The 23,067-nt window shown below is 56.0% G+C and carries 19 protein-coding genes; 6 read left to right on the forward strand and 13 right to left on the reverse strand.

Features of this window, described 5'->3' with window-relative positions:
- Window positions 1–460: 460 nt before the first annotated feature.
- The 5 genes from KJ970_11905 to lepB form a co-directional block, all read right to left on the reverse strand.
- Window positions 461–937, reverse strand: a complete 477-nt coding sequence (locus KJ970_11905) for a hypothetical protein (GenBank protein ID MBU2691620.1) — start codon at window positions 935–937, stop codon at window positions 461–463.
- A gap of 167 nt (window positions 938–1,104) precedes the next feature.
- Complete coding sequence (locus KJ970_11910; protein MBU2691621.1) at window positions 1,105–2,091, reverse strand: integron integrase; 987 nt, start codon at window positions 2,089–2,091, stop codon at window positions 1,105–1,107.
- Window positions 2,092–2,418: 327 nt separating this feature from the next.
- Window positions 2,419–2,922, reverse strand: coding sequence for a bacterioferritin (locus tag KJ970_11915; protein MBU2691622.1), 504 nt, complete (start codon window positions 2,920–2,922; stop codon window positions 2,419–2,421).
- Window positions 2,923–3,087: 165 nt separating this feature from the next.
- The gene (locus KJ970_11920; GenBank protein ID MBU2691623.1) at window positions 3,088–4,062 is read right to left on the reverse strand and encodes a transglutaminase-like domain-containing protein; all 975 of its coding nucleotides are present in this window, start codon (window positions 4,060–4,062) and stop codon (window positions 3,088–3,090) included.
- 133 nt (window positions 4,063–4,195) lie between these two features.
- Window positions 4,196–4,861 carry a signal peptidase I gene (lepB, locus tag KJ970_11925; protein MBU2691624.1) on the reverse strand — a complete coding sequence of 222 codons (666 nt, stop codon included), beginning with the start codon at window positions 4,859–4,861 and terminating at the stop codon, window positions 4,196–4,198.
- Between the two features lie 61 nt (window positions 4,862–4,922).
- Here lepB and KJ970_11930 point away from each other — a divergent pair, with 61 nt between their 5' ends.
- The 3 genes from KJ970_11930 (at window position 4,923) to KJ970_11940 (ending at window position 10,833) form a co-directional block, all read left to right on the forward strand.
- Window positions 4,923–5,219 carry a hypothetical protein gene (locus KJ970_11930; GenBank protein ID MBU2691625.1) on the forward strand — a complete coding sequence of 99 codons (297 nt, stop codon included), beginning with the start codon at window positions 4,923–4,925 and terminating at the stop codon, window positions 5,217–5,219.
- A gap of 72 nt (window positions 5,220–5,291) precedes the next feature.
- Window positions 5,292–7,655: a hypothetical protein gene (locus tag KJ970_11935; protein ID MBU2691626.1), complete on the forward strand. Its 2,364-nt coding sequence runs from the start codon at window positions 5,292–5,294 to the stop codon at window positions 7,653–7,655.
- Window positions 7,656–7,815: 160 nt separating this feature from the next.
- On the forward strand, window positions 7,816–10,833 hold the full coding sequence (locus KJ970_11940) for a T9SS type A sorting domain-containing protein (GenBank protein ID MBU2691627.1): 3,018 nt from the start codon (window positions 7,816–7,818) through the stop codon (window positions 10,831–10,833).
- Window positions 10,834–10,977: 144 nt separating this feature from the next.
- On the opposite strand, the gene KJ970_11945 is transcribed toward KJ970_11940, so the two are convergent.
- Window positions 10,978–12,162: a tetratricopeptide repeat protein gene (locus tag KJ970_11945; protein ID MBU2691628.1), complete on the reverse strand. Its 1,185-nt coding sequence runs from the start codon at window positions 12,160–12,162 to the stop codon at window positions 10,978–10,980.
- A 198-nt stretch (window positions 12,163–12,360) separates the two neighbouring features.
- Between KJ970_11945 and KJ970_11950 the strand changes: the two genes are divergently transcribed.
- Window positions 12,361–14,106 carry a hypothetical protein gene (locus tag KJ970_11950; GenBank protein MBU2691629.1) on the forward strand — a complete coding sequence of 582 codons (1,746 nt, stop codon included), beginning with the start codon at window positions 12,361–12,363 and terminating at the stop codon, window positions 14,104–14,106.
- 37 nt (window positions 14,107–14,143) lie between these two features.
- On the opposite strand, the gene KJ970_11955 is transcribed toward KJ970_11950, so the two are convergent.
- The 4 genes from KJ970_11955 to KJ970_11970 all read right to left on the reverse strand — a co-directional run bounded on the left by KJ970_11955 (window position 14,144) and on the right by KJ970_11970 (window position 17,124).
- Window positions 14,144–15,196: a hydrogenase expression protein gene (locus KJ970_11955; GenBank protein ID MBU2691630.1), complete on the reverse strand. Its 1,053-nt coding sequence runs from the start codon at window positions 15,194–15,196 to the stop codon at window positions 14,144–14,146.
- Window positions 15,197–15,246: 50 nt separating this feature from the next.
- The gene (locus tag KJ970_11960; GenBank protein MBU2691631.1) at window positions 15,247–15,810 is read right to left on the reverse strand and encodes a methylated-DNA--[protein]-cysteine S-methyltransferase; all 564 of its coding nucleotides are present in this window, start codon (window positions 15,808–15,810) and stop codon (window positions 15,247–15,249) included.
- A gap of 11 nt (window positions 15,811–15,821) precedes the next feature.
- Window positions 15,822–16,280: a MerR family transcriptional regulator gene (locus KJ970_11965; GenBank protein MBU2691632.1), complete on the reverse strand. Its 459-nt coding sequence runs from the start codon at window positions 16,278–16,280 to the stop codon at window positions 15,822–15,824.
- 70 nt (window positions 16,281–16,350) lie between these two features.
- Window positions 16,351–17,124, reverse strand: a complete 774-nt coding sequence (locus tag KJ970_11970; protein MBU2691633.1) for a class I SAM-dependent methyltransferase — start codon at window positions 17,122–17,124, stop codon at window positions 16,351–16,353.
- 353 nt (window positions 17,125–17,477) lie between these two features.
- Here KJ970_11970 and KJ970_11975 point away from each other — a divergent pair, with 353 nt between their 5' ends.
- Both KJ970_11975 and KJ970_11980 read left to right on the forward strand, forming a co-directional pair.
- Entirely contained in the window at window positions 17,478–17,687 is a 210-nt protein-coding gene (locus tag KJ970_11975) for a twin-arginine translocase TatA/TatE family subunit (protein ID MBU2691634.1), read from the forward strand.
- Window positions 17,688–17,723: 36 nt separating this feature from the next.
- On the forward strand, window positions 17,724–18,392 hold the full coding sequence (locus KJ970_11980) for a molybdenum cofactor biosynthesis protein MoaE (GenBank protein ID MBU2691635.1): 669 nt from the start codon (window positions 17,724–17,726) through the stop codon (window positions 18,390–18,392).
- Between the two features lies 1 nt (window position 18,393).
- On the opposite strand, the gene KJ970_11985 is transcribed toward KJ970_11980, so the two are convergent.
- From KJ970_11985 to KJ970_11995, 3 genes are all read right to left on the reverse strand, one after another.
- Window positions 18,394–18,951 (reverse strand): GNAT family N-acetyltransferase, encoded by a 558-nt coding sequence (locus KJ970_11985; protein ID MBU2691636.1) that lies wholly within the window; start codon window positions 18,949–18,951, stop codon window positions 18,394–18,396.
- A 14-nt stretch (window positions 18,952–18,965) separates the two neighbouring features.
- Complete coding sequence (locus KJ970_11990) at window positions 18,966–20,774, reverse strand: tetratricopeptide repeat protein (protein ID MBU2691637.1); 1,809 nt, start codon at window positions 20,772–20,774, stop codon at window positions 18,966–18,968.
- 124 nt (window positions 20,775–20,898) lie between these two features.
- A complete protein-coding gene (locus KJ970_11995; GenBank protein ID MBU2691638.1) occupies window positions 20,899–22,539 on the reverse strand; it encodes an SUMF1/EgtB/PvdO family nonheme iron enzyme in 1,641 nt (546 codons plus the stop codon).
- Between the last annotated feature and the right edge of the window lie 528 nt (window positions 22,540–23,067).

Consider the following 23,067-nt stretch of genomic DNA (forward strand, 5'->3'; position numbering starts at 1 on the left):
CAATCGAATGTATCAGGTTTCCAGCTATTTTATAAGGTGATGGAATTTTGAAAGGTCTTAGGCTCTAACTTTAAATTGTAATTCTCTTTAGTCAATGCGTATAACGTAAAGTCTACGGATCTAGATAATTAGCCTATTTGCTCGTTATAATCTTAGCGGCGCAGCCGATATTGCGATCTGCTGCGAGGCTGCAATTATAATCAAAATAGACTGCAAAACCGGATCCAGCGCCGGGTGTCCAAAATCCGACATCGTCCACTCGGGCACCACAAAACCTGGATGCCTGGACACCTGTGCACCGATTCTCCTGTTCAGCCGGGCTCCAGTTCGCCGCTACCTCATCCGCCGCAACCGGCGGCAGGACCCATATTCGCGTACGCAGTAAACCCTGCGTCAATAATCCCGCCACCGCGCGCCTTCGCCCTGCGCGCGGACATCGCCCCAAAATGCTCCCGGGCTCTTACTGCACAATCCCGTCTTGCTTCTCGGCTGTGCTCCGGGTTTCCCCAAAGGCGCCGCCACCACCGCCGCCGCCACCGGTCGGCTCAAACACCGCCTTCACCGGATCCTTGCTGAGCGTCATCAGAGTAAAGACGCCGAGGACTGTTCCATAGGGCATCAGCACACACTCAATTCCGGCGATGATCATGCAAAAAATCCGGCTCTCTCTGACTTTAAGCTTCTTGCCCACAATGATCATGCAGACGGAGAGAGCCAGTCCAAATACAATAAAGATCGTCGCCAGGATCACAATCGCCAGGCCCAGGACCGGCGGCGGCGAGGATCCGTCGCTGGATTCAAATAAATCGCCGGACATCATGATAATCCCCAACACGAGATGAATGATCGGCACGAGGGAGAGCAAGGCCGTTATCCCGCCGGCGACGTAGTGGAATGTGGATAAGAGATCCAGGTTTTTCGTTTCGTCATTGCCCATGGTCATTTCCCCTAAATTCCGTGTCCGCCCAACTGTCTCAATTCGCCGCTCCGGTGCCGCAGGAACCAGGTCGCGCGGGATGCCCAAAGCATGGTCATGGCCGTTTCATGCCATCAGTATAGATCCATCCTCTGGGGGGGTCACCCGTCAAAGTGCCCGATGGCCCCTTATTCATCCGGAAAAAAGCGGTCGAGGGGGCTCTGCACGCCCAAACCTCCGCGATTCAGTACGTGAAGATAAATCATCGTGGTGCTGATATCCTCATGTCCCATCAGCTCCTGGATCGTGCGGATATCGTAATTGTTCTCCAAGAGGTGGGTCGCAAAGGAGTGGCGTAGTGAGTGGCAGGTTGCAGGTTTGGTGATTCCGGACAAGCGCACCGCGAGCTTCATGTCGCGTTGGAGAACCGATTCATGAATATGATGCCGGTAGCGGATTCCGGTATTCTCATCTCGGTATAGCCGCGTCGCCGGAAAAACCCAAAACCATCCCCACTCGGTAGGGGCATGGGGGTACTTCCTAGCGAGGGCAAACGGGACCTCGACGCCCCCTGTTTTTCTCGTCTGATCAGCGGTGTAAACCGTGTGCGCCCACCGCAACTGTCTGCGGAGCGCCCGCTTCAATTTCTGGGGCAGCATCGTCACGCGGTCCTTCTGACCCTTTCCGCGACGAACCCAGATTTCATTTTTTTCGAAATCGATGTCTTTGACGCGCAAACGATGCAGTTCCATCAACCGCAAGCCTGAACCATAGATAACAGCCGCCATCAATAGGCTTCGGGGTGGCAGATGCTTAAACACCCGCTTCACCTCCTCCGGCGTCAAGACAACCGGTATCGTTTTCGGTCTATAGGCGCGGACAAATGTCTTTAAAAAAGACATCGGGTATCCCAAGACCTCGCGGTAGAGAAATAGGATTCCGGAGAGTGCTTGGTTTTGCGTTGAAGCACTGACCTTTCCCGCTGTCGCGAGGTGGGTCAAAAAGGCCGTGACTTCGACACCGCTCATTTCTCTTGGATGCTTCTTGTTATAATGCAGGATGTACTTCTTGATCCAACGCGTATACGCCTTGCCGGTCTTGCGGCTATAGTTTCTTCTCTCTATCGCGTCCCAGACTTGGCGCAGCAATGGGGACTTTTCCTTAATTCTCTTCATATTTATTTCTCACCGAAAAACAATGCGAAGAAGATTCATAAGGTAACCGCATGGGCGATTCCTTCTCCTTATTCCCTGTGTGGTTCTTGCTGGACGTCGTGTCGTGATCCCAACGAAAACGGGATAAGGAGATACCCTGCAGAAATTGGACCAAAAAAAAACCAGGGAGCCCCAGCCCCCTGGTTTATACAACTTCGCTTTTCCAACTCACTCTTGGCGTCTAGATCAGTGTCCGGATCCGGGAATCGGCCCCATCCCGTTTTGCGGGGATTGGCGCCCCGGCGGCGAGTCCGGCCCTATCGATGGCCGCCTTGCTCCGCGGCCGCCTTACTCCGCAGCCGCCGGACGCTGGGATGCGCTCTTGCTTCGCTCTATCGATTGCAGGGCCAAATAATTGTCGCCGAATTTTTTTAGATTCTCAACTTCGTCGTCGAATTGGTTGTAGTGGCGCTCTTCGTCATCCACCAGCGACTCAAACAACTTCCTCGTGGCAGCGTCGGCATTCTCCGCGCACTCAAGAGCAAATTTATTGTACATCTTGATAGCGCCCTCTTCGAGCCCGGTCGCCGTAGCAAGCATCATCTTCACATCATGTATCTTCTTTACCGTGGCATTGGCGAGAAGCTCGACATCCCCGCCTAAAAAGAGTATGCGCTCCGCGATCCTCTCGATATGCAACATCTCATCAATCGCCGACCTTTTAAAAAGCCCGGCCAGGAGATCATATCCCTGATCATCGCACTGGAAGTGGAAATACATATACTGATGGACGGCTGTCAACTCATCCGCAACAGCCTTGTTCAACAGCTCGACACTCTGCTCGTGTAGCATCTTTCCCTCCTGCCACTATCTACCATTCTAAAACCCCGGGGGCATTGCGGGCGTTATTCCCACACATATTCTAATGTCCGCCGGAATGGTGGGTGAAAACCAAGGGTAACAATCAAAAGCTACCACGGGATGGCGCCAAAGGCCACAATCCCTCTCATGAAACGGCTAACGCGCCGGCCAGCTCGCCGACGCCTGCCGGAATCCGGCACAGAAAGCGTCAAAATTATCCTCCGCCGACTGTACGGCCCGCGCCATCTCATCGAATTCCGCCAGCTCCTCCTCGCTTTTGCCCTCTATGCGCGTATCGATGACATGCCCTCCGTCCCATGGTAGAAGCTCGATCTTGTTCAAAGCGGCGTAATCGAGAACCAGTTCATCCAAGACAAACTCCAACCCGCCGACCCATTCCCCGGGAGATCCGCCGACACCGAACATTTTGGGATTGACCGTCCCGCCGCGGCACAGAATCCAAGCCTCGGCCCCCGTCATAAAGGTTCCGTCAGGAAGATCACTGGTGTCAAAGTCAACTTTCCACTTGGCCCTCAGCAGATCATCGATCTCGGCATCGACACGGACCCAACGCGACTCCTCCGCCTTCCAATACTCGCAAATCCAGTGATCGTGATGCGCCCTGCTCGAGAAATATGTTTCAAAGCCTCCTCTTGCCCGCGCCGGAATCCCGGCATGCCGCAACAATGCGCAGGTCATCACTGCAAAATGGCGGCAGCTGCCATGCAGGCGATTCTCCGGCGCTCTCGCAGACACGACGGATCGGGGATCCATCCATGATATCTGCTTTAACATATTCTCCACACGGCGGATGCCCCAATCGCGGTCGCCGTTGCGGGTGACGCCAAGGAGCCTCTTCTGGGCGTCATTAATAATCAATCCTTGTACAATCCCGACAATACTCTCCACCTCAGCGGGAACACCCTCGAACATGGCGGCATATCGCCCGGGGTCTGTCACCCTGCTGTGTGTTGTATAATACTCAAGCCGTCCGCCCACCGGCGTTTCCGGCTGCTGCGCCAGCAGTTCACGCACTTCGGGGTCTCGCGGCGAGCATCCGCCAAAAGTCATCAAGATCAAAAGGCCGGCCATAAAACACCCCCGGCGGATCATTTGGCGTCTCCATTTCATCTCCGCGTTCTCCTTCAAAAAAAGACCGGCCGGGAGAATGTTCCGACCGGTTGAAGGATAACAGCGATGTACAATCTTCTCTTTCAGAACACAAACCGTTCCCGGCGGCCAGGCGCCGTGGAGCCGCCATTCGTCAGAGAAGCCTGCCGATTCGATTGATCCGCGGCAGCCACTTTTGTGTATTGAGCGAGAAGTAGATGATACGCGCCTTGGCGATAATGGCCTTATCCGATATCGGCCCAAGGAAACGGCTATCATTGCTTCGATCCCGGTTGTCGCCCAGAACAAAGATGTGCTCCGCCGGCACAACGAAGGGGCCAAAATCGTCCCGCCGGTGCAAATACCCCGGATCAACATGCTGGGCATACGGCTCATCCAGCGGCTCGCCGTCGACAAAAACCTGTTTCGCCTTCATCTCCACTGTTTGCCCCGCGAGGGCAATGCATCTCTTGATGAGATCCACCTTCTCCGTCGGATGCTTAAAGATAACAATATCACCGGGTACCGGCTCCCGCAGGCCGGGAATCCTGGCCCCATTCGTAAAGGGGATTCGCGGCCCGAATGTAATCTTGTCGGCGAATAAAACGTCGCCGATCAAAAGCGTGCTCTCCATCGATCCCGATGGAATGTGATACCCCTGGATGGCGAATGTCCGGACGGGGATGACAATAACAAGCGCCAACAACAGCGTGCTGATAAAGCGTCCGGCCCACGTTTCCTTGAACCGGTTGAATAACCCGATTACGCCTTGTTGCCCTTGCTTCGGTTTTCTCTGCGCCACATGCTCCTTCTTCGTCACTAGCCTCTCCTTTACGCGAACCCTTCATAATTCCTAATGCTAAATCATCGGCCTCTTCGGCATGATACGAAAGCAGGCGCTCGAGGGGGAGTCCCATCTCTCATCCGGAAGCGATTCGCGCCTCGCGCCACCCTATTTACGCCGTCCCAAAGCTGTTGGTTCCACGACGGCGGCCGCTCCGGCCCTTCCGGCCGGGCCGGCGGATTTTCCATCTTCCTGGCGGATTCTCACGCGCAATCCTTTGCCATACAACAGGTTAATGGCACGGCGGCCTCCGGCCGGGCCGGTATGCTATCTTTATCCTGTGGAATCGTTGTGCGGACGCACACGGAGAAATGAAACCGATGCCCGCGATTAACCGGGAAAAACGGCCCCGCCGCGACCCGTTAGCTCAAATTCCTCTGTGGCCGATGAGCCGCAAGAGAGGTTCATGAAGATGCAACACCGCCGAGCGGCAGCTCCAACCCACATCAACTGGACGGCAAGCCTTGCCCTGCTGCTCACTTTTGGTTGCTGCACGCCCGCCGGCGCCTCGCCGGGATTTATCAAGAACCTCGGTCAATGGGATCCCGCCGTTCTATACGTCCGGCCCGCGGCGGAGACATCCATCTTCTTTACCGCCGGCGGCCTCATTGTCGGGCGGCAGGATTCCGTGGCCGCCTCCCTTCAATTTGTGGATGCCGATCCGCGCCCTTCGACAACAGCCGGCGGACAACAAGCCACGCTTTACAATTTCTATCTTGGGAATCCTTCGCGCTGGCGGGCCGCTGTCCCCGCCTACACCGAGATTGTCTATTCCAACCTTTGGCCGGGTGTCGATCTTATCTTCCAGGATCATCCGAACGGTCTTCGTTATACAATATCCGCAACCGGCGACGCCGGCCTCTCTCGCGTCCAGTGGGTGGCCGCCGGAGGAATCGCTATCGCGCCGCCGTTCCCCGGCAAAACAACGGGAACGCTGTCATGGGATGGGGAAGGCGCCGGCGCCTCCGCTTCGGTATGCGGGAGCTCTAATGCCGTCCTTTCAAGAGACCTTGACAATCCCGAAGCCCTTGTTTGGTCGACCCTTCTCGGCGGAAGCTCCGACGATTATGGGCACGCTCTCGCCCTTAACAATCTCGGCCAACCGATTCTTGCCGGCTCGACGCACTCCATAGATTACCCCACCACACCCGGCGCTTCCGCTGACACCTTGGCCGGACTTTGGGATCTCGTTGTTTCCAAGCTCGACGCGGCGGGAGAGACCCTTCTCTGGAGCACCTATATCGGCGGCGACAGCTACGATATAAATTATGATATAGCTCTCGACGCCTCCGGGAATCCCGTCATCACGGGAAAGACAGAATCAGAGAACTTCCCCACGACGTCCGGCGCCTACGACGAGTCGCACAACGGCTCCGGGGATGTCTTCGTTTTGAAACTCGGCGGCGGCGACGGCGCCCTTCAATGGAGCACATTGGCCGGCGATATTGACAACGACCTTGCCTTTAGCATGTTACTCGACGATGCGGGGAATCCGATTGTCGCAGGTTATACATTGTCTCCAGGTTTTCCAACAACCCTCGGCGCCTACGACGAGTCGCACAATGGCGAATGGGACGCCTTCCTCTTCAAGCTCACCGCCTCGGGCGATGCGCTCCTGTGGGGAACATTCTTCGGCGGCCGGGGCGATGATCGGGTTTATGACACGGCCGCCGATGAGCTGGGTTGCATCTATCTTACATCATGGACAACCTCCGAAGACCTTCCAGTGTCCGCCGGCGCCTATGACATATCATATAACGGCGGCGAAGACGCTTATGTCGCAAAGTTCAATTCGGCCGGCGACCAGCTGGAATGGTGCACCTATCTTGGCGGATCGGATATCGACCGCGCCTATGCGATCGATGTCGATTCCGGCGGCAATCCGGTTGTGGCCGGCTGGGTCCGGTCAAATGATTTTCCCCACTCCCCGGGCGCTTATGATGAAATGTACAACGGCGATGATGATATCTTCATCACAAAGCTCTCCTCGGCCGGCGCTGCGCTTCTCTGGTCGACATTCCTCGGCGGAGCCGGCGGGGAGATCGGCCGGGATCTCGCCATCGATCCGTACGACAACGTGATCATAACCGGTGGAACGACATCATCCGATTTCCCCACAACGCCGGGCGCGGTCGACACAACACAAAATGGAAGCTATGACATTTATCTGACAAAGCTGGCGCCCGACGGACGGGATCTCTTTTGGAGCGGTCTTGTCGGCGGGTCCGGCTGGGAAGAGGGTTATGCGCTCGCTCTTGACGGCGACGGACATCCGGTCCTCTCCGGCGACACATCATCCCCCGATTTTCCCACAACCCCCGGCGTCTATGCGGAAGAGCCCCGTGGGCTGATCGATATTCTCATCCTCAAGCTCGATTTGGGAAACGCCTCATCCGTGTCGCCTGGGCCGCCCGCCAGGCCGGCGGCCCAGGCCGGCTTCGGCCTCTTCCCCAATCCGGCGTCCTCCAACGTCACCTTCGTCTTCGATCTCCCCGAACCTTCGCGGGTTGTGTTCCATATATATAATGTTGCGGGACGGCTCATCCGGCGGATCGATGGCGGCGAAACATTCCCGGCGGGACAGCAGAGGCTCTGTTGGGACGGCCGAGACAACGCCGGAAAGCCTTTAGCTACGGGATGTTACCTCGTCCGTCGGTTTGGAACTGGTCGGAGCGGTGATAGCCGATTCGGAGGCGGGCGGCCCGAGGATGGCCGGGCCGGCCAAGCGGTCGCCGCTTCGACACAACGCCTCATCTTTATAGCGGATTAGATCAAGGGGGCGGGGAGGCCCGCCCAAGCACTGTCCCTATAGTCGATTCCGCCGGAATATGGTATTCTTCTACTGGTGTATTGTGTTACGTCGTCGCGCCCCAACGCCACCACATGGGGGCGCCTCATAGAACATCAGCTCGCATCTCGAGGAGTGGAAAATGTCTACGTACCAACATGTTATCTCCCAGACACTGGGACGTGGCCTGGTGAGGGGATCTTTCCTTCTCGCAATTCTGGCGGTTTTCGCCGCGCCGGTTTTGGGCTTTGCGCCGATTGAGACGCCGCCAGGCGCCGAAGACCTGCTCCCGCAAGGACCGGAAATGATGGTCCGGTCTCTCGGATCGGGCGTTACGTCCCTTCCCGCGAACCTGCAACAGAAAGCGGATCAACGCCTTCTGCGGTTCACCCGGGAACATGGCGGACACTGGAAAGCCTTGACCTGGAATCCCATAACCCTGACCCCCCGTCTGATCTCCGGCTCTGGGTTGGAGCTTGGCACAACGATTCTGACCGCCGAAGAGGCCGAGGCGGCGGCCCGTCGGTTTGTCGACAGCTCCCAATATCTCTGGGGATTGACCGCGGCCGAGCTGGAAGTCGAGAAAACCGGTCACGGTCTCGGCAAATGGTCGGTTCATTTCCGCCAGCTTGTCGGCGACTATCCCGTCATCGGCAGCCGGCTCACCGTCACCATGACCGAGGCGGGGCGGCTCTACGCCTTCGGCGGTGATTTGTGGCCCGGTCTCCAGGCGACCACGCAATCGTATGTCAATGCGGCGGAAGCGGTCTCGATGGTCCGCGTGGGCCTCGCGGTTCGCGGCCTCGCCTCCTTTGCTTCACACGAGGGTGAATTTATAAAACATGTCGTCACGGGAATCCTTCCTGTTTCCCCACAGAGCGGCACACTCGTTCACCGCATGCGCTCCTTTGTGAAAGATCCCGTCGGCGCCTGGATGGTCGACGTCGACGCCTTCAGCGGCGAACTCCTGCAGATCCAGAATGTTCTGCGTTCGCTGGACTTCACGGGAACGGTTACCGGTGAGGCCGAGATCTATGGTTATTGCGACGGCGTCACAACCAATCCCTTCGAGCTTTTGTACATTCTAGTCGATGGGGTCGGCATCGATAGCACCGCCGCCGACGGAAGTTATACAATTCCATTTACCGGAACCGAGCCTGAGTCGATCAAGGTCGGCCTTTCCGGATCCTATGTTACCACTTTCAACGTTCAGGGACCTGATGCGCAGATCGCCGACGAGATTACCCCGGGTGTCCCTTACAATATCTTTTGGGATGATTCCAACTCGCGCGTCGACGAGAGGGATGTTTTCATTCACACCACCGGAATCCATGAACACGTGAAAAGCGCCGATGAAAACTGGACTGATCTGGATTATCCCCTGCCGGCGCATGTTAATATCGACGCCTTCTGTAATGCGTTCTGGAACGGCGAGAGCATTAACTTTTATCATGAAGAAAATGACTGCGCCAACACCGGCCGGCTTGGCGACGTGATCGCTCATGAGTACGGCCACGGTGTCACCACTTTTCTCTATGGCGCCACCCAGCCGCCGACCGATATGCACGAGGCGAACTCCGATGTTCATGGGAACACCTACTCCAATAACCCGATCGTCGGTCCCGGCTTCTATCTCGCGAGCTGTGAAGAGGGCATCCGGAATTCCGACAACGATCTCGTCTGGCCCTTTGACCTGACCGGCGAGGGGCATCACGATGGTCAGATTCTGGCCGGGTTCCATTGGGATATCTGGGAGTCGCTGCAGCTGAAGCTCGGCGAGGAAGCCGGCAAGGCCAGGGCGTTGGAAATTTGGCATTTCGCCCGCATACTCGGTCTCCCGATGATACAACCCGATCAGGTTTGGTGGACATTGATCGCCGACGATGATGACGGAAACATCGAAAACGGCACGCCTAATTTCGACGAGATCTGCGCCGCGGCCGAGCACCATGGGTTCGAATGTCCCGAGGCGTTCGACGCAGTCGTTATCCGCCATGCTCCCAACGCCAATGTCGCGATGCCCGATGGCGGTGGTTTAACATTATATGCAACGATTTATTCGTTCGTTGACGAAATCAATCCGGATTCGGTGATGGTCTATTACCGGGGCGAAGGCGACGGCGGTGTCTTTAATTCCGTCGTCATGGCACCGGCCGTTGAGGAAAACGAATGGTCGGCGTGGCTGCCTGGCTATCCTGTTGGTTCAATGATCGAGTATTACATTTTCGGGGCGGATATGAGCCATAACCACCTCTACGATCCGCGCAACGCCCCGGCGGATTATCACCGGACCCGTGTTGTTTCGGTCTATTGCACCTTTGAGGAAGACAATGGCTGGACCGTCGGCGCACCGGATGACGACGCGACGCAAGGTATCTGGGAAAAGGTTGATCCCACGGCGGCATCCATGGCCGGATACCCGATTCAACCGGGAGATGACGCCACCGCCGATCCCGGAGTGCTGTGCTGGATCACCGGGCAGTACGCGGGCGGTTATGCTTGGGACACTGACGCCGACGGGCAGACAACCCTCACTTCCCCTATCTATGATTTCTCTGGTTACAACTGGATTGTCGTCGGCTATCAGCGCTGGTTCCAAACGTGGGGATCACAAGCGGGCGTCATGGAGATCGATATCTCTCCTGACGGCGGGTCCTCGTGGACAAACCTCAGCCACCTTGAAGGGGCGGACTACCATCCTCATTGGACCATTGAAGAACACAACGTTACCGCCGTGCTGCCCGCCTATGACCAAATTCGGGTCCGTGTTGTCATGTACGGCTTGCCGAATCCCTCGATTGATGAAGGCGGTATTGATGAGTTTATCATTATGGCCGGATTTGGGGATGCGTCGGATGTCGAGGATCCCATAACAGCCGCCGCGCCACTGCGCCTCGCGCTGGCCTCTGGAAATCCAATGGCGTCAACGGCCCGCATTCAATACAGCCTCCCTTCAGAGAGTGATATCCGCCTGAGAATTCACAATGTCACGGGGCGCGCCGTTAGAACACTCGTCGACGGCCTTCGTCCCGCGGGCCTTAATGAAGTGACATGGGATGGTCGCGATGATTCCGGTCGCGATATCGGCTCCGGTATCTACTTCCTGCAGCTCATGACGCCGCAGGGCTCTCGAACCGAGCGCTTGGTTCGAGTCCACTAGCTCTATTCATCGCAATGGGATGCAAACCGCCCCGGGTCTCAAGAGGCCCGGGGCGGTTCTTTATGACGCTGCCTGTTTCCAGATCCGTCTGCGGCTCTGGGCGCCGCTCGCTGTCCTTGCCGCCGGCTCCGCCTCCCGGCGCCGCTACTTTTCCTCGCCCAGGCTTTTTAAAACTTCCGCAGCATGAAGATTGGCGGGATTCAATTCGAGTGATCTTTTGTAGTTGGCGACGGCCTTCTCTGTCTCGCCCTTTTTCGCATACGCCTCGCCGAGGCTGTCATAGACATTGAAAGAATTGGGGTGCTCCTTAACATTCCTTTCAAAGATTGATATCGCCTGATCGATTTCGTCCCGAAGGAGATATTGATAACCCACAAAATTCAATACGTGTTCGGGTGGAGCGATTGTATATCCATATTTTTCGGACAGCGCGCGGTAATGCTGTTCCGTCGGCTCCAGCCCCTCGCTGGCGACCGCCTGGCGGATCACCCATCCCGAGTAAATGTGCCGCAACCCGTCCATGATCGTCCGGTGGGGGGCTGTGTTATGGTCTTCGTCCTCATAAACCCGGAAATTCCAATCGAAACCTTCCGGCGCATGGGCCTCCAAGAAAACCGTCATTGTATCGCTGAAGGCTTCCCATACTCCATGTTCATCTCCCGCGCGCGTAAAATAGAAACTCTTGCGAAGATTTTTCTTTGTCTCAAAAAGGGATCCGGCATTCTTCATCAGCAGCGCCCTATCCCAGAAGACGCTGGGACTAGGTGTAATATAACCGCCGAAGGTGCCGGGACTGGTTGTCAATGCGTGGATAGCGAACAATCCCGCCAGCGAGTGTCCGAAGACGATTCTGTAGGGATGCGTCCGATACGCCGAGTCCACATAGGGAATACATTCATCGTTGAGAAAGCGTATAAAATTATCCGCTCCACCGCAGGTGGGGCAAGGAAAGGCCTCGACATCATCCGGCTTGGGTGTCGGCGCCATATCGCGCCCGCGATCCGTATTGGGAATCCCGACCACAATCATCCGGGGGATATACCCAAGGGAGGCCAGGTAATCCGCCACTCCGACGGCATGCTCAAAGTGCCCTTCCCCATCCAAAAGATAAAGAACCGGATATCTCTGCTCCGATTCCTCGTATCCGTGGGGAAGGTGTATATAGAGCTCTCGTTCTTCACCCAGGATTTTTGAATCAAATGATATCGTTTGCCCGATGACAATAGGCGAACCCTCCCCGTCCGCCGGCACGCCGGCAGACGCTGTCGCGGTCATCATAAAAGCAACAGAGAGAACGCTATATATCAGAATCATTTTCTGTTTTATCATCTCCCACTCCCATAAACACCCCGCCGGATCCATTTCCGGCGTGCCCCCTCCTGGTTTGCGACCGCTGTTCTGAGGATACGCCGCGCCTCCCGGCGGCCATCTCTATACGCCAACAACTTTTTACTCCATACTGAAGGTTAAGTCCACCCGGAAGCCGATACCTCTTTGTTTAAAATGTTTTTCACCGGAGGGTGTGCCATGAAGAACCTGATCCCCGGTCTTATTCTGCTGGCCTTCGCCGCGTTTGTGAGCCTCGCGCCCTGCCAGGCCCAATGGTCTCAGGATGCGGGCGTCAACCTGGCCATTGCCGACCGGCCCTCCGACCAGGTGACGCCAAAGGTCGCCGGCACATCCACCGGCGGCTGTTATGTCGCCTGGTTTGATCTCGCTTCCGGAAGCTATGATGTTTATCTCCAGCATCTCGACGCTGAGGGCTTTGAATTGTGGGCGCACAACGGTTTGCTCATCAGCGATCATCCGCAAATGACTTGGCTTGTCGATTGGGATCTCATCGCGGACTCGAATGATAATGCCATTGTCCTCTTTTCCGATATCCGCGACGGCGCCGATCTTGATGTCTATGCTTATAAAATCGCACCGAACGGAGGTTTCCTCTGGGGCACCGATGGCAAGACCATTTCCGAAAACAACGATTTTGAACCGGCGCCGAGAGTCGTTGAATCATCCAACGGCGATCTTGTTTTTGTCTGGTCCCGCCAACCCGACGAGGGTGACGGCGCCCTGATGATGCAGCGGCTCTCTCCGGATGGAACAGAGCTTTTTGCCCACGGCGGCATCCCGATCGTCACTGTCCCGGGCGAGGATCCCGGGTTCTGTGAAATGGTCCCGTCGGAAAACGGCAATGTTATTGTCTCTTGGGTGAAAGATATCAGCACTTTCTATAGCGACCGCTATGTCATGGCGGAAGAGTTCACGGCGGCGGGGACTTCGGCTTGGGGCGGTTCGGTCAGCGTCTTTGACGCCACCATCGTGCCGATAGCTCATACACCACGGATTCTCTCCGACGGCGATGGCGGCGCGATTGTCTATTGGCACAGGAGCCTGAGCGATTATTTTAATTCTTTTGTTCAACATCTCGACACCAACGGCAGCGAGATCTTCCCGCACAATGGTCTCTCCGTCTCGACAACAGCCGGATACCACCATATCGATCCCACTGTCTCATACAACACCTCAACCGGGGAAATCTACGTCTTCTGGGATGAGCGCAACTCGAACCAATCGCAGTGGGGCGTTTACGGCCAGCTATTTTCGGCGGATGGTGCTCGGCTTTGGGGCGCCGGCGGCTTTGCTTTCGAGCCGGTCAACACAACTTACAAATTGGCCATCCGCAGCGTGCCGGTCGCCGATGACGCAATGGTCTTCTGGATTGATGAACCGACAGGAACCTATGGGCAAAATAGAGTTGTCGGATTCCGCACCGACCGCAGCGGCGTCAGGCCGTGGGGCGATCCGCCGATTGAGGTTTCATCCCACCTTAGCAGCAAATCCGGCCTTCCCCTTTCGATGGATCACTTCGGCGTCGTGAAGCTGATTTGGGAAGATGGCCGCAACGGCGCTCCAGATATCTATGGCCAAAATGTTAACTTCAACGGAACGCTGGGGCTTTGCGCGTGCACTGTGGACAACGGCGTGGCCGATATGACACGCCTCGCCCTGAACACGGTCTTGCCGAATCCATTTAGTGAACGAGCGGTCCTCAACTTCCAGCTTCCACGCACCGCCGACATTCACCTGGCGGTTTATGATCTTGGCGGGCGCCGGATCGCGACTTTGGTCGACGGCCGTTATCCCGCCGGAAGCTACAATACCGCCTGGCTCGGGCTTAACGATTCCGGCGAACGCGTCCCAAGCGGTCTCTATTTTGGACGGTTGATCTCAGAGGGTATGATTTCGACAAAGAAAATTGTCTATCTAAAATAGGGACATGCGCCCTGATGGTAGATAATTCCCATGACGCTTAAAGCAAAAGTGTTACCTCATCCACTTCGAACCGGGGCAAGGGCTTGGTTCCGCTTGTGGTTCTTAAGATAAATTGCCCGCTGTTTTCCGTCATCCTTCCAATCACCTCGCAGGGGATCCCCGATCCGGCGACTTCGCGGGCGATCGCTTCACCCATCCCCGCATCACAGGTCGCGATCAATGAGCCCGATGCGATAACACCGAGAGGGTCCAGGCGGAGGCATCGGCACAAAGCCTCCCCTTCCGGAATCAGCGGCAGTTTGTCGCCTTCGATCATAAGCCCCAGACCGGAAGCCTCGGCGACTTCGCGCAGACCCGTTGCCAGCCCCCCTTCCGTCGGATCGTGCAACGCCCCCAGTTTGGCATTTAGCCCGCCGGCCGCAAGACGCAGGGCGCGGGAGTCGGGGACGACGCTGATCCCAGGATCTTTTACAAATCCCCGGCATCGCTCATGAAATTCTCTGCCGAAGGATGTTAGTACCTTGTCCCGCGCCATCGCGGCCATCACCGCAATGCCTTCTACGGGGTACCCCTTTGTCAGAAGGATCTCCTCCCCGGCCCGGGCATTGGCGCTCGAAAGAATCCGGTCGTGAGGCACGGATCCCAGCATGTGCCCCACCGCAATCGGCCGCCGTACAGCGGGGGTGATCTCCGTATGCCCTCCGATGAGCAGAACCCCCAGCTCGGCGCAGGCTTCGGTGGCGTCCGAGAGGATCCGCGCCACACCGCCGATGTCGGCGTCTTCCGCCGGCATGAGAACGACCAGGACCAAAAATTCAGGCTCGCCTCCCATCGCGGCGATATCATTGGCATTGATATGCACCGCATACCAGCCCAAGTCCTCCGCGATAAAGGTGATCGGATCGGATGTGACAACAATCCGGCCGGGTTCCGCCGGCCCCATTATGACGGCGGCGTCTTCTCCGGGAGCAGGTTGTACAATGACACGGCGGGCCAGATCGGGGTTCGATTTATATAGCTTTGGGATATGCTTCTCCAGCAGCCTCTTCAGCATATCGGGCGGTAGCTTTCCGGCTCCGAGGTTCTTCATCGATTCGTTTATAACCGTCTTCTTAAAGAACGGCGTTGATGCAGGATGATCTATTTATGCCGGTACTCGAAAAGTGACGGCTGCGTTCTTGCGCCCTTTGCGCTCGGCTCCTTTGGTATATGACATTCTTCGTGGCGCAAAAGCCATACTTTATTCTGCAGCCCTCCGCCGAATCCCGTGAGTTTTCCTTTGGTTCCCATCACGCGGTGGCACGGGATAAGAATCGATACGGGATTTTTCCCCGTTGCGGCGCCGACGGCGCGTGAGCCCCCCGGCCTTTTTAGATTTTCGGCGATCTCACCGTAGGTGACGGTCTCCCCGTATGGGATTTTTGCAATCTCCCGCCAAACACTGAGCTGAAAATCGGTTCCGCTCAGCCTTTCGGGGAATGGGTAAACTTGGCGCTTCCCGGCGAAATATTTATCAAGTCGCGAGTGAACCTCCTTGCAAGAGCCGGCGACAAATTCTGCATCGGGGTAGCTCCAGCCCAAACTGTTGACGAATTCGAGCAGTGTCGTCTCTTTACGAAACCAGACCGCTATCGGGTCCTTCGCCGATTCCGCCAGAAAGAGATCTCCGATCGGGCTATCTATGCATTCATAAGTGATTTTCATGCCGGTTCCTTCTAAACCTTTCTTCTTCCGCGCTTCCTGTTTCGGGTCGCCGGCGGGGCCGGGGGCTCGTTTCCACGCGCGATCTCATTCACTACTTCGACGATCGGACACGGTTCAATGGCTCTTCCCTCGCGGCAAGAAAAGACCAATTGATCCAGTACGGCCTTCATTGCCGCCATCCGGGTCGCCTTCGCGTCTATGATTCGAATCACATCGGAGGCCCGAATCGCTGTCTCTTCCCGCTGACTCTCCTCCACATTTCGAAATGAAAGCAGCATCAGAACCTCATCTAATGTAAAACCAAGGTCCTGCGCCCTCTTGATAAACCGGACGAGCAGAACCGTATCGAGAGGATAGGCTCTGTATCCGGACGTCCGGCGGGGTGGCTTGGGCACTATCCCCCGCCTCTCATAGTAGCGCATCGTCTGAATGTTCACCCCGGCCATATGCGCCACTTCGCCGATCGTCAGTGTTTGTTCCGGGTCGCCGAGATTCGTCATGGTTCGACCTTACACATTGTTTAGCTTATACTCTAAAAGATCAAGCGCCGTCTTTCCTTGCGATCATGACAAGATCCATCGACTCCATGGGGACATACTCCCCACCCAGCATGTCCCCAAGAACCGCCGTTATCTGAAATCCGGCCGCCTCGAGAAAACCCTGCATATCTTCCCGTCTCCAGCCCCGGATGTCGACGCCCTGGGCCCGGACCATTTCCACCGGCGGGTCGGCGGATCGGCGGTATGAAAGTGTTACCGGGCAGAAGCGGACCCATCCGTTCTCTTTCAAGTCCATGAGCCGGAGAAAAACGATCTCCTCATCGCCGTTGTCCCGAAAGCTGAGCGGCAGATTTCGGATTTTCTTTTCGAAGATCCTTTCGTAATTGAGAAACTGAAATAGAAAAAGGCCGCCGGGGCAAAGATGCCTCCGCACCCCGCGAAGGGCCTTTATCATATCCTCCGCATCGGTGATATGAACCAATGTGTTCCCGAGGGAGATCGCCGCGCCAAACTCTCCCTCAACGGCGTCATCAAGATGGACAAGATCCCCGCGCACAAATTTGATATTCGGCGGGCAGGGAGTATCGGTCGCCTTTGCGATCATCGTTTCGGATTGATCGACACCGACAACACGGAAACCCTCTTCATGAAAGAAACGGCTATGTTCGCCCGTCCCGCAACCGAGATCCAACACCGACCTTTCAGGGGCCATCGCTAAAAACTTCCGTAAAAAGGGGCCCTCCGTATGGAGCCGTTTCGGCCATGCGATGAGGCGCCGGTAATCAACGCGGGAGTATGGATCATCTGTTCCCATTTCCCCTCCATCCTAAATTGTATTTTATGATACCACACGCCGGCGGATGGGGTAAGCTGCCCACACTTCTTAACCGCCGGCATCCCACGCCCCGGCGGGCCGAAAAGAGCGCGGCCGCGCATGGGAGGAGTTTTCCGAAATCCACGATGGCGTCCTGATTGTCGGCATTTCAATAGAAATCCCACATCTTCGCAGGGCGCATGTGGTTATAAGAGAGATTTTTCCAGAACGCCATGCCCGGGTCGCGGAAAAAATCGGCGTTCGGTTTCTTTCAATGGGTCTTGTGCTGTTGCTACTGCGTTCCCGGCCACTTATCCTTATAGAAGTGGTGTACTTAATGGAAAGGAGTCCCCATGGGACACATCGGATTTCAGGAAATTTTGATTCTCGTCGTGGTCCTCGTCCTCCTTTTCGGCGCGCGCAGGATTCCTGAGCTGGCCCGCTCGATGGGTCGCGGGATCAACGAGTTCAAGCATGGTCTAAGAGAAAAAGGGGATGATCAGAAGACGGATCCGCCTCCCCGGGTAGAGGAACCCTCATCCAAACGCGATTCCTCCCGGTAGCGTTCTCTCGTCTGGTATCGGTTTGGTAGTCTTAACGTGAATATCACCCTTCGCCTTTTTGCCGCCCTCCGCCTGGAAGCCGGGAGCGATTCGCTCTTGATCCAACTTCCGGAGGGCGCAACGGTGGGCGACGCATTGGAGCAGATCCAAGGCGAATACGCCGGGCTTGTCCCTCATCTCCCGGCCTGCCGCGCCGCCGTCGGCAATGAATTTGTTGAAGCCGGCACGAAGCTGAAAGAGGGCGATGTGTTGGCCCTTATTCCTCCCGTCCAAGGGGGTTCTTCCGCGCCGCAGCGTATGGTCCGTGTCGTCGTTCTTACCGACAAACCCCCGCTTGAGGCGCTGAAGATCATTTACGATGATTCTGATCCGCCCCCCGAAACCGGCGCCGGTGCTGTTGTCGAATTCCGCGGTGTCGTCCGCGGCACCGAAAACGATCAGCCGATCGAGGGGATCGAGTACGAGTCCTATCTTGATATGGCCGAGCATCAAATTCATCGAATCCTGGATGATTTGGAGCAGCGCCTTCCATTGATCCGGTTTATCGTGATACACACCATTGGGATGGTGCCCGCGGGAGAAACTTCGTTATACATTCGCGTTGAATCGTCGCACAGGAGAGAGGCCTTCGTCGCCTGCCAGAGCTTTATCGATCAGCTGAAGCGAGATGTTCCCATTTGGAAGCATCCGCGGTCCGGCGCCTAGATCAGCCCTTCCGTCCCACATATTGCTCGGCGCTGATTGAGAATTTCAGCGCCCTGCGCCGCTCCTCGCTCCACTTCGGCAAAGTGCTTTCGTTATAGACAAATGATTTCTCGAGCGTCATGCCGATCTTTTTCATCACCCTTTGGGATCGGATGTTCCCCGCCAGCGTATGCGCAATGATCTTTTCAAGTCCGCGTTCTTTGAATCCGATTTTCAACATTTCAGTCGCGCCTTCCGTCGCGTAGCCTTTGTTCCAGAATTTCTTTCTGAGCCGGTAGCCGGTTTCAATTTCATTCTCAAAATGTCTGTCGGGCTGCAGGCAGAACCATCCGATAAATTCCCCGCTCTCAATTTCATGGGCGGGCCAGGCGCCGTAACCGTCGAGCCTCGACAGCTTTTCCAGAAGGGTCCGAACTATATCTTCAAAGCCGATCCGCGCAACCGGCAATCCGCCATTGATAAAATTCATAACATCGGGGTCGTTATCCATCGCGAATAGTTCGTCTGTATACGAAAAATCGAAATCTCTGAAATGGAGTCTGTCTGTTTTACAATTCATCCTGCGGCCGCCGATTATTCCCACCTCTCATCGGCGGGAAACGGCTCGCCCTCGTTTTCGTTTTCAAAAACCCGGCCGGAAAGGATGTCGTCAATCTGGCGGACGACCTCCATCAGCTGCTCATTCTTGACAGGGTCGTTCTGTATCTGGCATGCCCTGAGAAGAAGGTCCCTGGCTCTTTCAAAGGTCTCGCGCTCCTGGGCATAAACAAATCCTAAATTCGCAAGAACGAGCAGGTTGTCTGGTTTTAATAAAAGGGCCTTTTCGAGACTTTCAGACGCGAGCTCATTCCGGCCCTGCGCCGAATAGGCCAGCCCAAGATTGTAATGCAGCTTGAAAGCCAGCTCGGCGGACACCTGGTGCTCGCTCAAAATGCGGCCGGCTGAAACATAGGACCGCACGGCGCGGCTCAGGTCTTCTTCTTTCTGCAACGCGATCCCTAGATTGATCCATATCCGGGGATCGCAGTTGAGCTCCTCGACCGCCTTCAAATACATTTCCCCGGCATCGGACCACCGACCGGTCGCCAATACATTGTTGCCCCGCTCGAATAAGGCCGCCGCATTATCGGGATGAGCTTGAAGCAGCACATGAAGCCGCCGGCCATCGGTTCGGAAATCCGCCGCCCGTCCGGCCGTTCGGATCCCAAAAAGTGTGGCGATGACGATCAAGAGGACAATTTCTACGACATTCGGGGATCGGGAGGCGGCCCACCTGCGGATACCGGCGGCCGCGGCGATCACGAATCCGCCGGCCGGGAGAAGCAGGAGAGACTCAGATGCCACGGGCCCCTGCCCGCGAAAGAGCGGCAACATGGTCGACAGCGCGAGGAGGAACCAGCCGAAACCCAGTCCCAGGGCCGGCCACTTCCGCACGATCGATAGGAGAAACAACCCCGCGAGCATCATCCATATAAAACTTCCAAGAATGAGGGCGAGAGACGCCGGGTTTCCGCTGGGATTCAGGAGGTGAACATAATTCGTGCTGAGCGAAAGTGGCAGGACAAGAAGGCGGAGATAAATGTACGGCGCGGCCAGGCTCGCCAGCCCCTTCTGGCCAAACCCCAACCAAGCCACGATACCGGAGACATCCGCTGACCCCTCGGCATGACCCATGGCGCCGCGAATCATGATCCACATTAGAAGGATCCCGGCGAGAGGAGCAAGCCGCACCAGCATACTCTTTTCGAGCATCCGCCCCGCGGCGCGGGCTCGCAGCCACTCATAGAGAAGGAGCAGCGGCAGCAGAATCCAGGTCGCCTCATATGAGAGCAGCGCGAGGAGATAGGAGGCCCAGAGAACAACCAAGAGAACCGGGTTCTGTTTCTTGCCGTCCTCCGGACCGGCGCCGGCGAGAAGGGCGGACAAAAAGAAAACCATCCCCAAAAGCCCGCTTCGCCCGGAAAGCATGAAAACCGTTTCAGAAACAGCCGGGTGGAGCGCCGCCACAAGACCCCACAGAAAGGCAACAAGAACGCCGGAGAAGAGACGCAGCAAGAGATAAAAGAAGAGACCGGCGATAATCATTCTGAGAACGACCTGTACAATATAGTATCCGGTTCTCTTCGACCCCCACAGGGTGTAGTTCCATAAAAAACTCCCCGTGGCAAGAGGCCGCCACGAAGATCCCGCATCATTCCACCGATAGGGGCTGTTCCACACCGAGTGGTCGGGTGTTGAATTAACCGCCGGATGCCCCCACGCAACGTCCGCATCTCCGATAACCGGGCCGTTGTTCAATCCAAATAAATACGGTATGGCGGTAATGATGACGATGCCGGCCAATGCAAGCCAGGACCAATTATTTTTCGGGTTCTGATTCACGGTCCTCAACGGAAACGAGCCGTCTTGAAACGGCTCGTTCTCCTCGGATTGTTTGTAGCTTGGAACATCCGGGCAATCGACATCCAAATGTTGTCCGCCGTCTCCAACAAGTCCCCGTCATTCTTTAATAATCCGTGTAAGCCGTCCGGAATCCGATTTGCGGAGCCATTGTTTCAGGCGATGTCGCCTCGCGATTTGTACAACGAAGGCTTATCATTCCGCCAAGCCAGCTTCCGCCACGTATCACTTTTGTGACCCCGGTGGGCGGTCCGGGATAATTCGGCGGCGGTGTTTGCCTATACGGGTTTTCATACCAATCCCGGACCCATTCCTTGGCGTTGCCGGCCATATCATTGAGTCCAAAATAGCTGGAGCCAAGATTCGTCTGGTACCCCATGTAAATGGAACCATCATAGAATCCGATCGGCGTCGACGGAGGCATCACTAATTCAAATGGATCCCCGCCATTATAACCATTGCACCGGGTTTTATCCCAATCCCGGCCCCACGGGTATCTCCATCCCAGCGAATCCCCGCGCGCCGCGATTTCCCATTCCCGCTCGGTGGGCAGTCTCAGTCCGTAAAAGATACTGTAGGCCGTCGCCCCGTACCAGCTGACACCCATGACGGGATGCCCCTCAAATCCCTCCGCCACCACAAAGGAATCGATCTCCTCCTCCACATCAAACCGTATCTTCGACTCGTCAAAATTAATAAGCCGATTTCCCAGCGTGTCGGTGGCCGTGCGTGGCGGGTAAAAGATAACGGCCTGGGGGTTGCTGTTGATTGCCTTGTTTAAATAGGTTCTGAACAGGTCGTTTGTTACTTCGTTTTTCTCAATATAGTATGTAGAAACCGTGACTTGGTGAAATGCCATCTCGTTGGTATTTGCCAGCGTATCGGATGTGTCGGCGACACCAATCGCGTACCGCCCCCCTGGGATTCGGATCATTTCGGATTGGGGTCTCGGCGTCCCGCCGACGTTGGTCACTTCGAGGTTTTGGGTTGCACTGCCCGGTCCTTCATAATAAGTATTGTAGGCTTCCATTCTTATTCTGTACGGCCTATCGGGAGTCGTTGGGATAACGAACTTGTGATAAACCAGATCAAGGGGTGTTTTGTGCTCCGTTGTATCAATATCCCATATGCCATCATCTTCAAAATCCCAACGCACAATGATGTTTGACAGCTCATCGATCGGGTCCGTGGTTTCATTCGAAGCGTTGAACTCGAAGTTAATATCAAGATTCCCGGAAGGCGGATCAATCAGGAACCCGGCCGTTGGGGCTGTCAACTGAGCCACATTGAGAATTCGGACATCGATTTCCGGCGAAAATCCTGTATTCCCAAAAATATCGTCGGCTCTGGCGATGATTTTGACTTCGCTGCCGTTTGTAATCGTTCCGGTGCGCCACTTTACGGAATAATAGGACCATCCATTTTCTGTGCTGTCCGGAGTTTCAATAACGGTCCCAACGTTTTTTGCCGCTGTGTCGCTGGCGGTCTTGCGGTAAAACTGAACAGAAGCAATTCCATTATTGTCACGCGCCCGAGCGACAATGTTGACAGAGTCGGCTACATCGAAGAGCCCGGCCGGCGGTGGTGTGGGGTATATAATAGTGATCTCTGGTTTTGTCTGATCACCTGGCTTTTCGGGGTCGTCTTTCGCACACCCGGCATAACCCGAAACAATGAGGAAAATTGTAAAAAGGGTAAGAAATGTAAACCCTCTGATTTTCGATCCCCGCCGAATCTGCGTTGCCATTGTTACAGCCCATCCTCCAACCCCGTTTCCCCTAGACCTTGGCAGTCAGCCGCACATCGAAGCATCCGGCGGAAGAACGGCCATCCGACATGTCACGGGGAGACGTGGACGCTATGGCGCCCAAGGATGACGGCTCCAACCAGAGGTTCGCCGTGCGTCAGCATGGCGGCTTGCTCCAGATCATTTCCCGGCATATCCCAGAAGAGTCATATTCTGGGGTTCGAAAACGATGCCTTCACCGGGAAGGCTTCTTCAAGATACCTCGCAAAATGCCGTAGGGTCAATCCGGTTCGTGAGATGTGCCGGCGTCCCATCTCATTTCCCCCGCCGAACTTCCCCTCCACAATAGCCCTCTCCTGCCCCTACTCTTCTTGCCTTTTGCAGACTTCCTCGCTCGCCATTTCTATCTCTGCTCCGACCTCGGCGCCCATCCTTCGATTCGAAGTTCGGCGCCAACGCGCCCCTGTTTGGAACTTCTTCCCTCTTCCCTTGGCGAAACGACCTTCCACCACATTCATTATATTTATA

Source organism: Candidatus Eisenbacteria bacterium, from assembly GCA_018831195.1.
Taxonomy (GTDB): Bacteria; Eisenbacteria; RBG-16-71-46; order CAIMUX01; family JAHJDP01; genus JAHJDP01.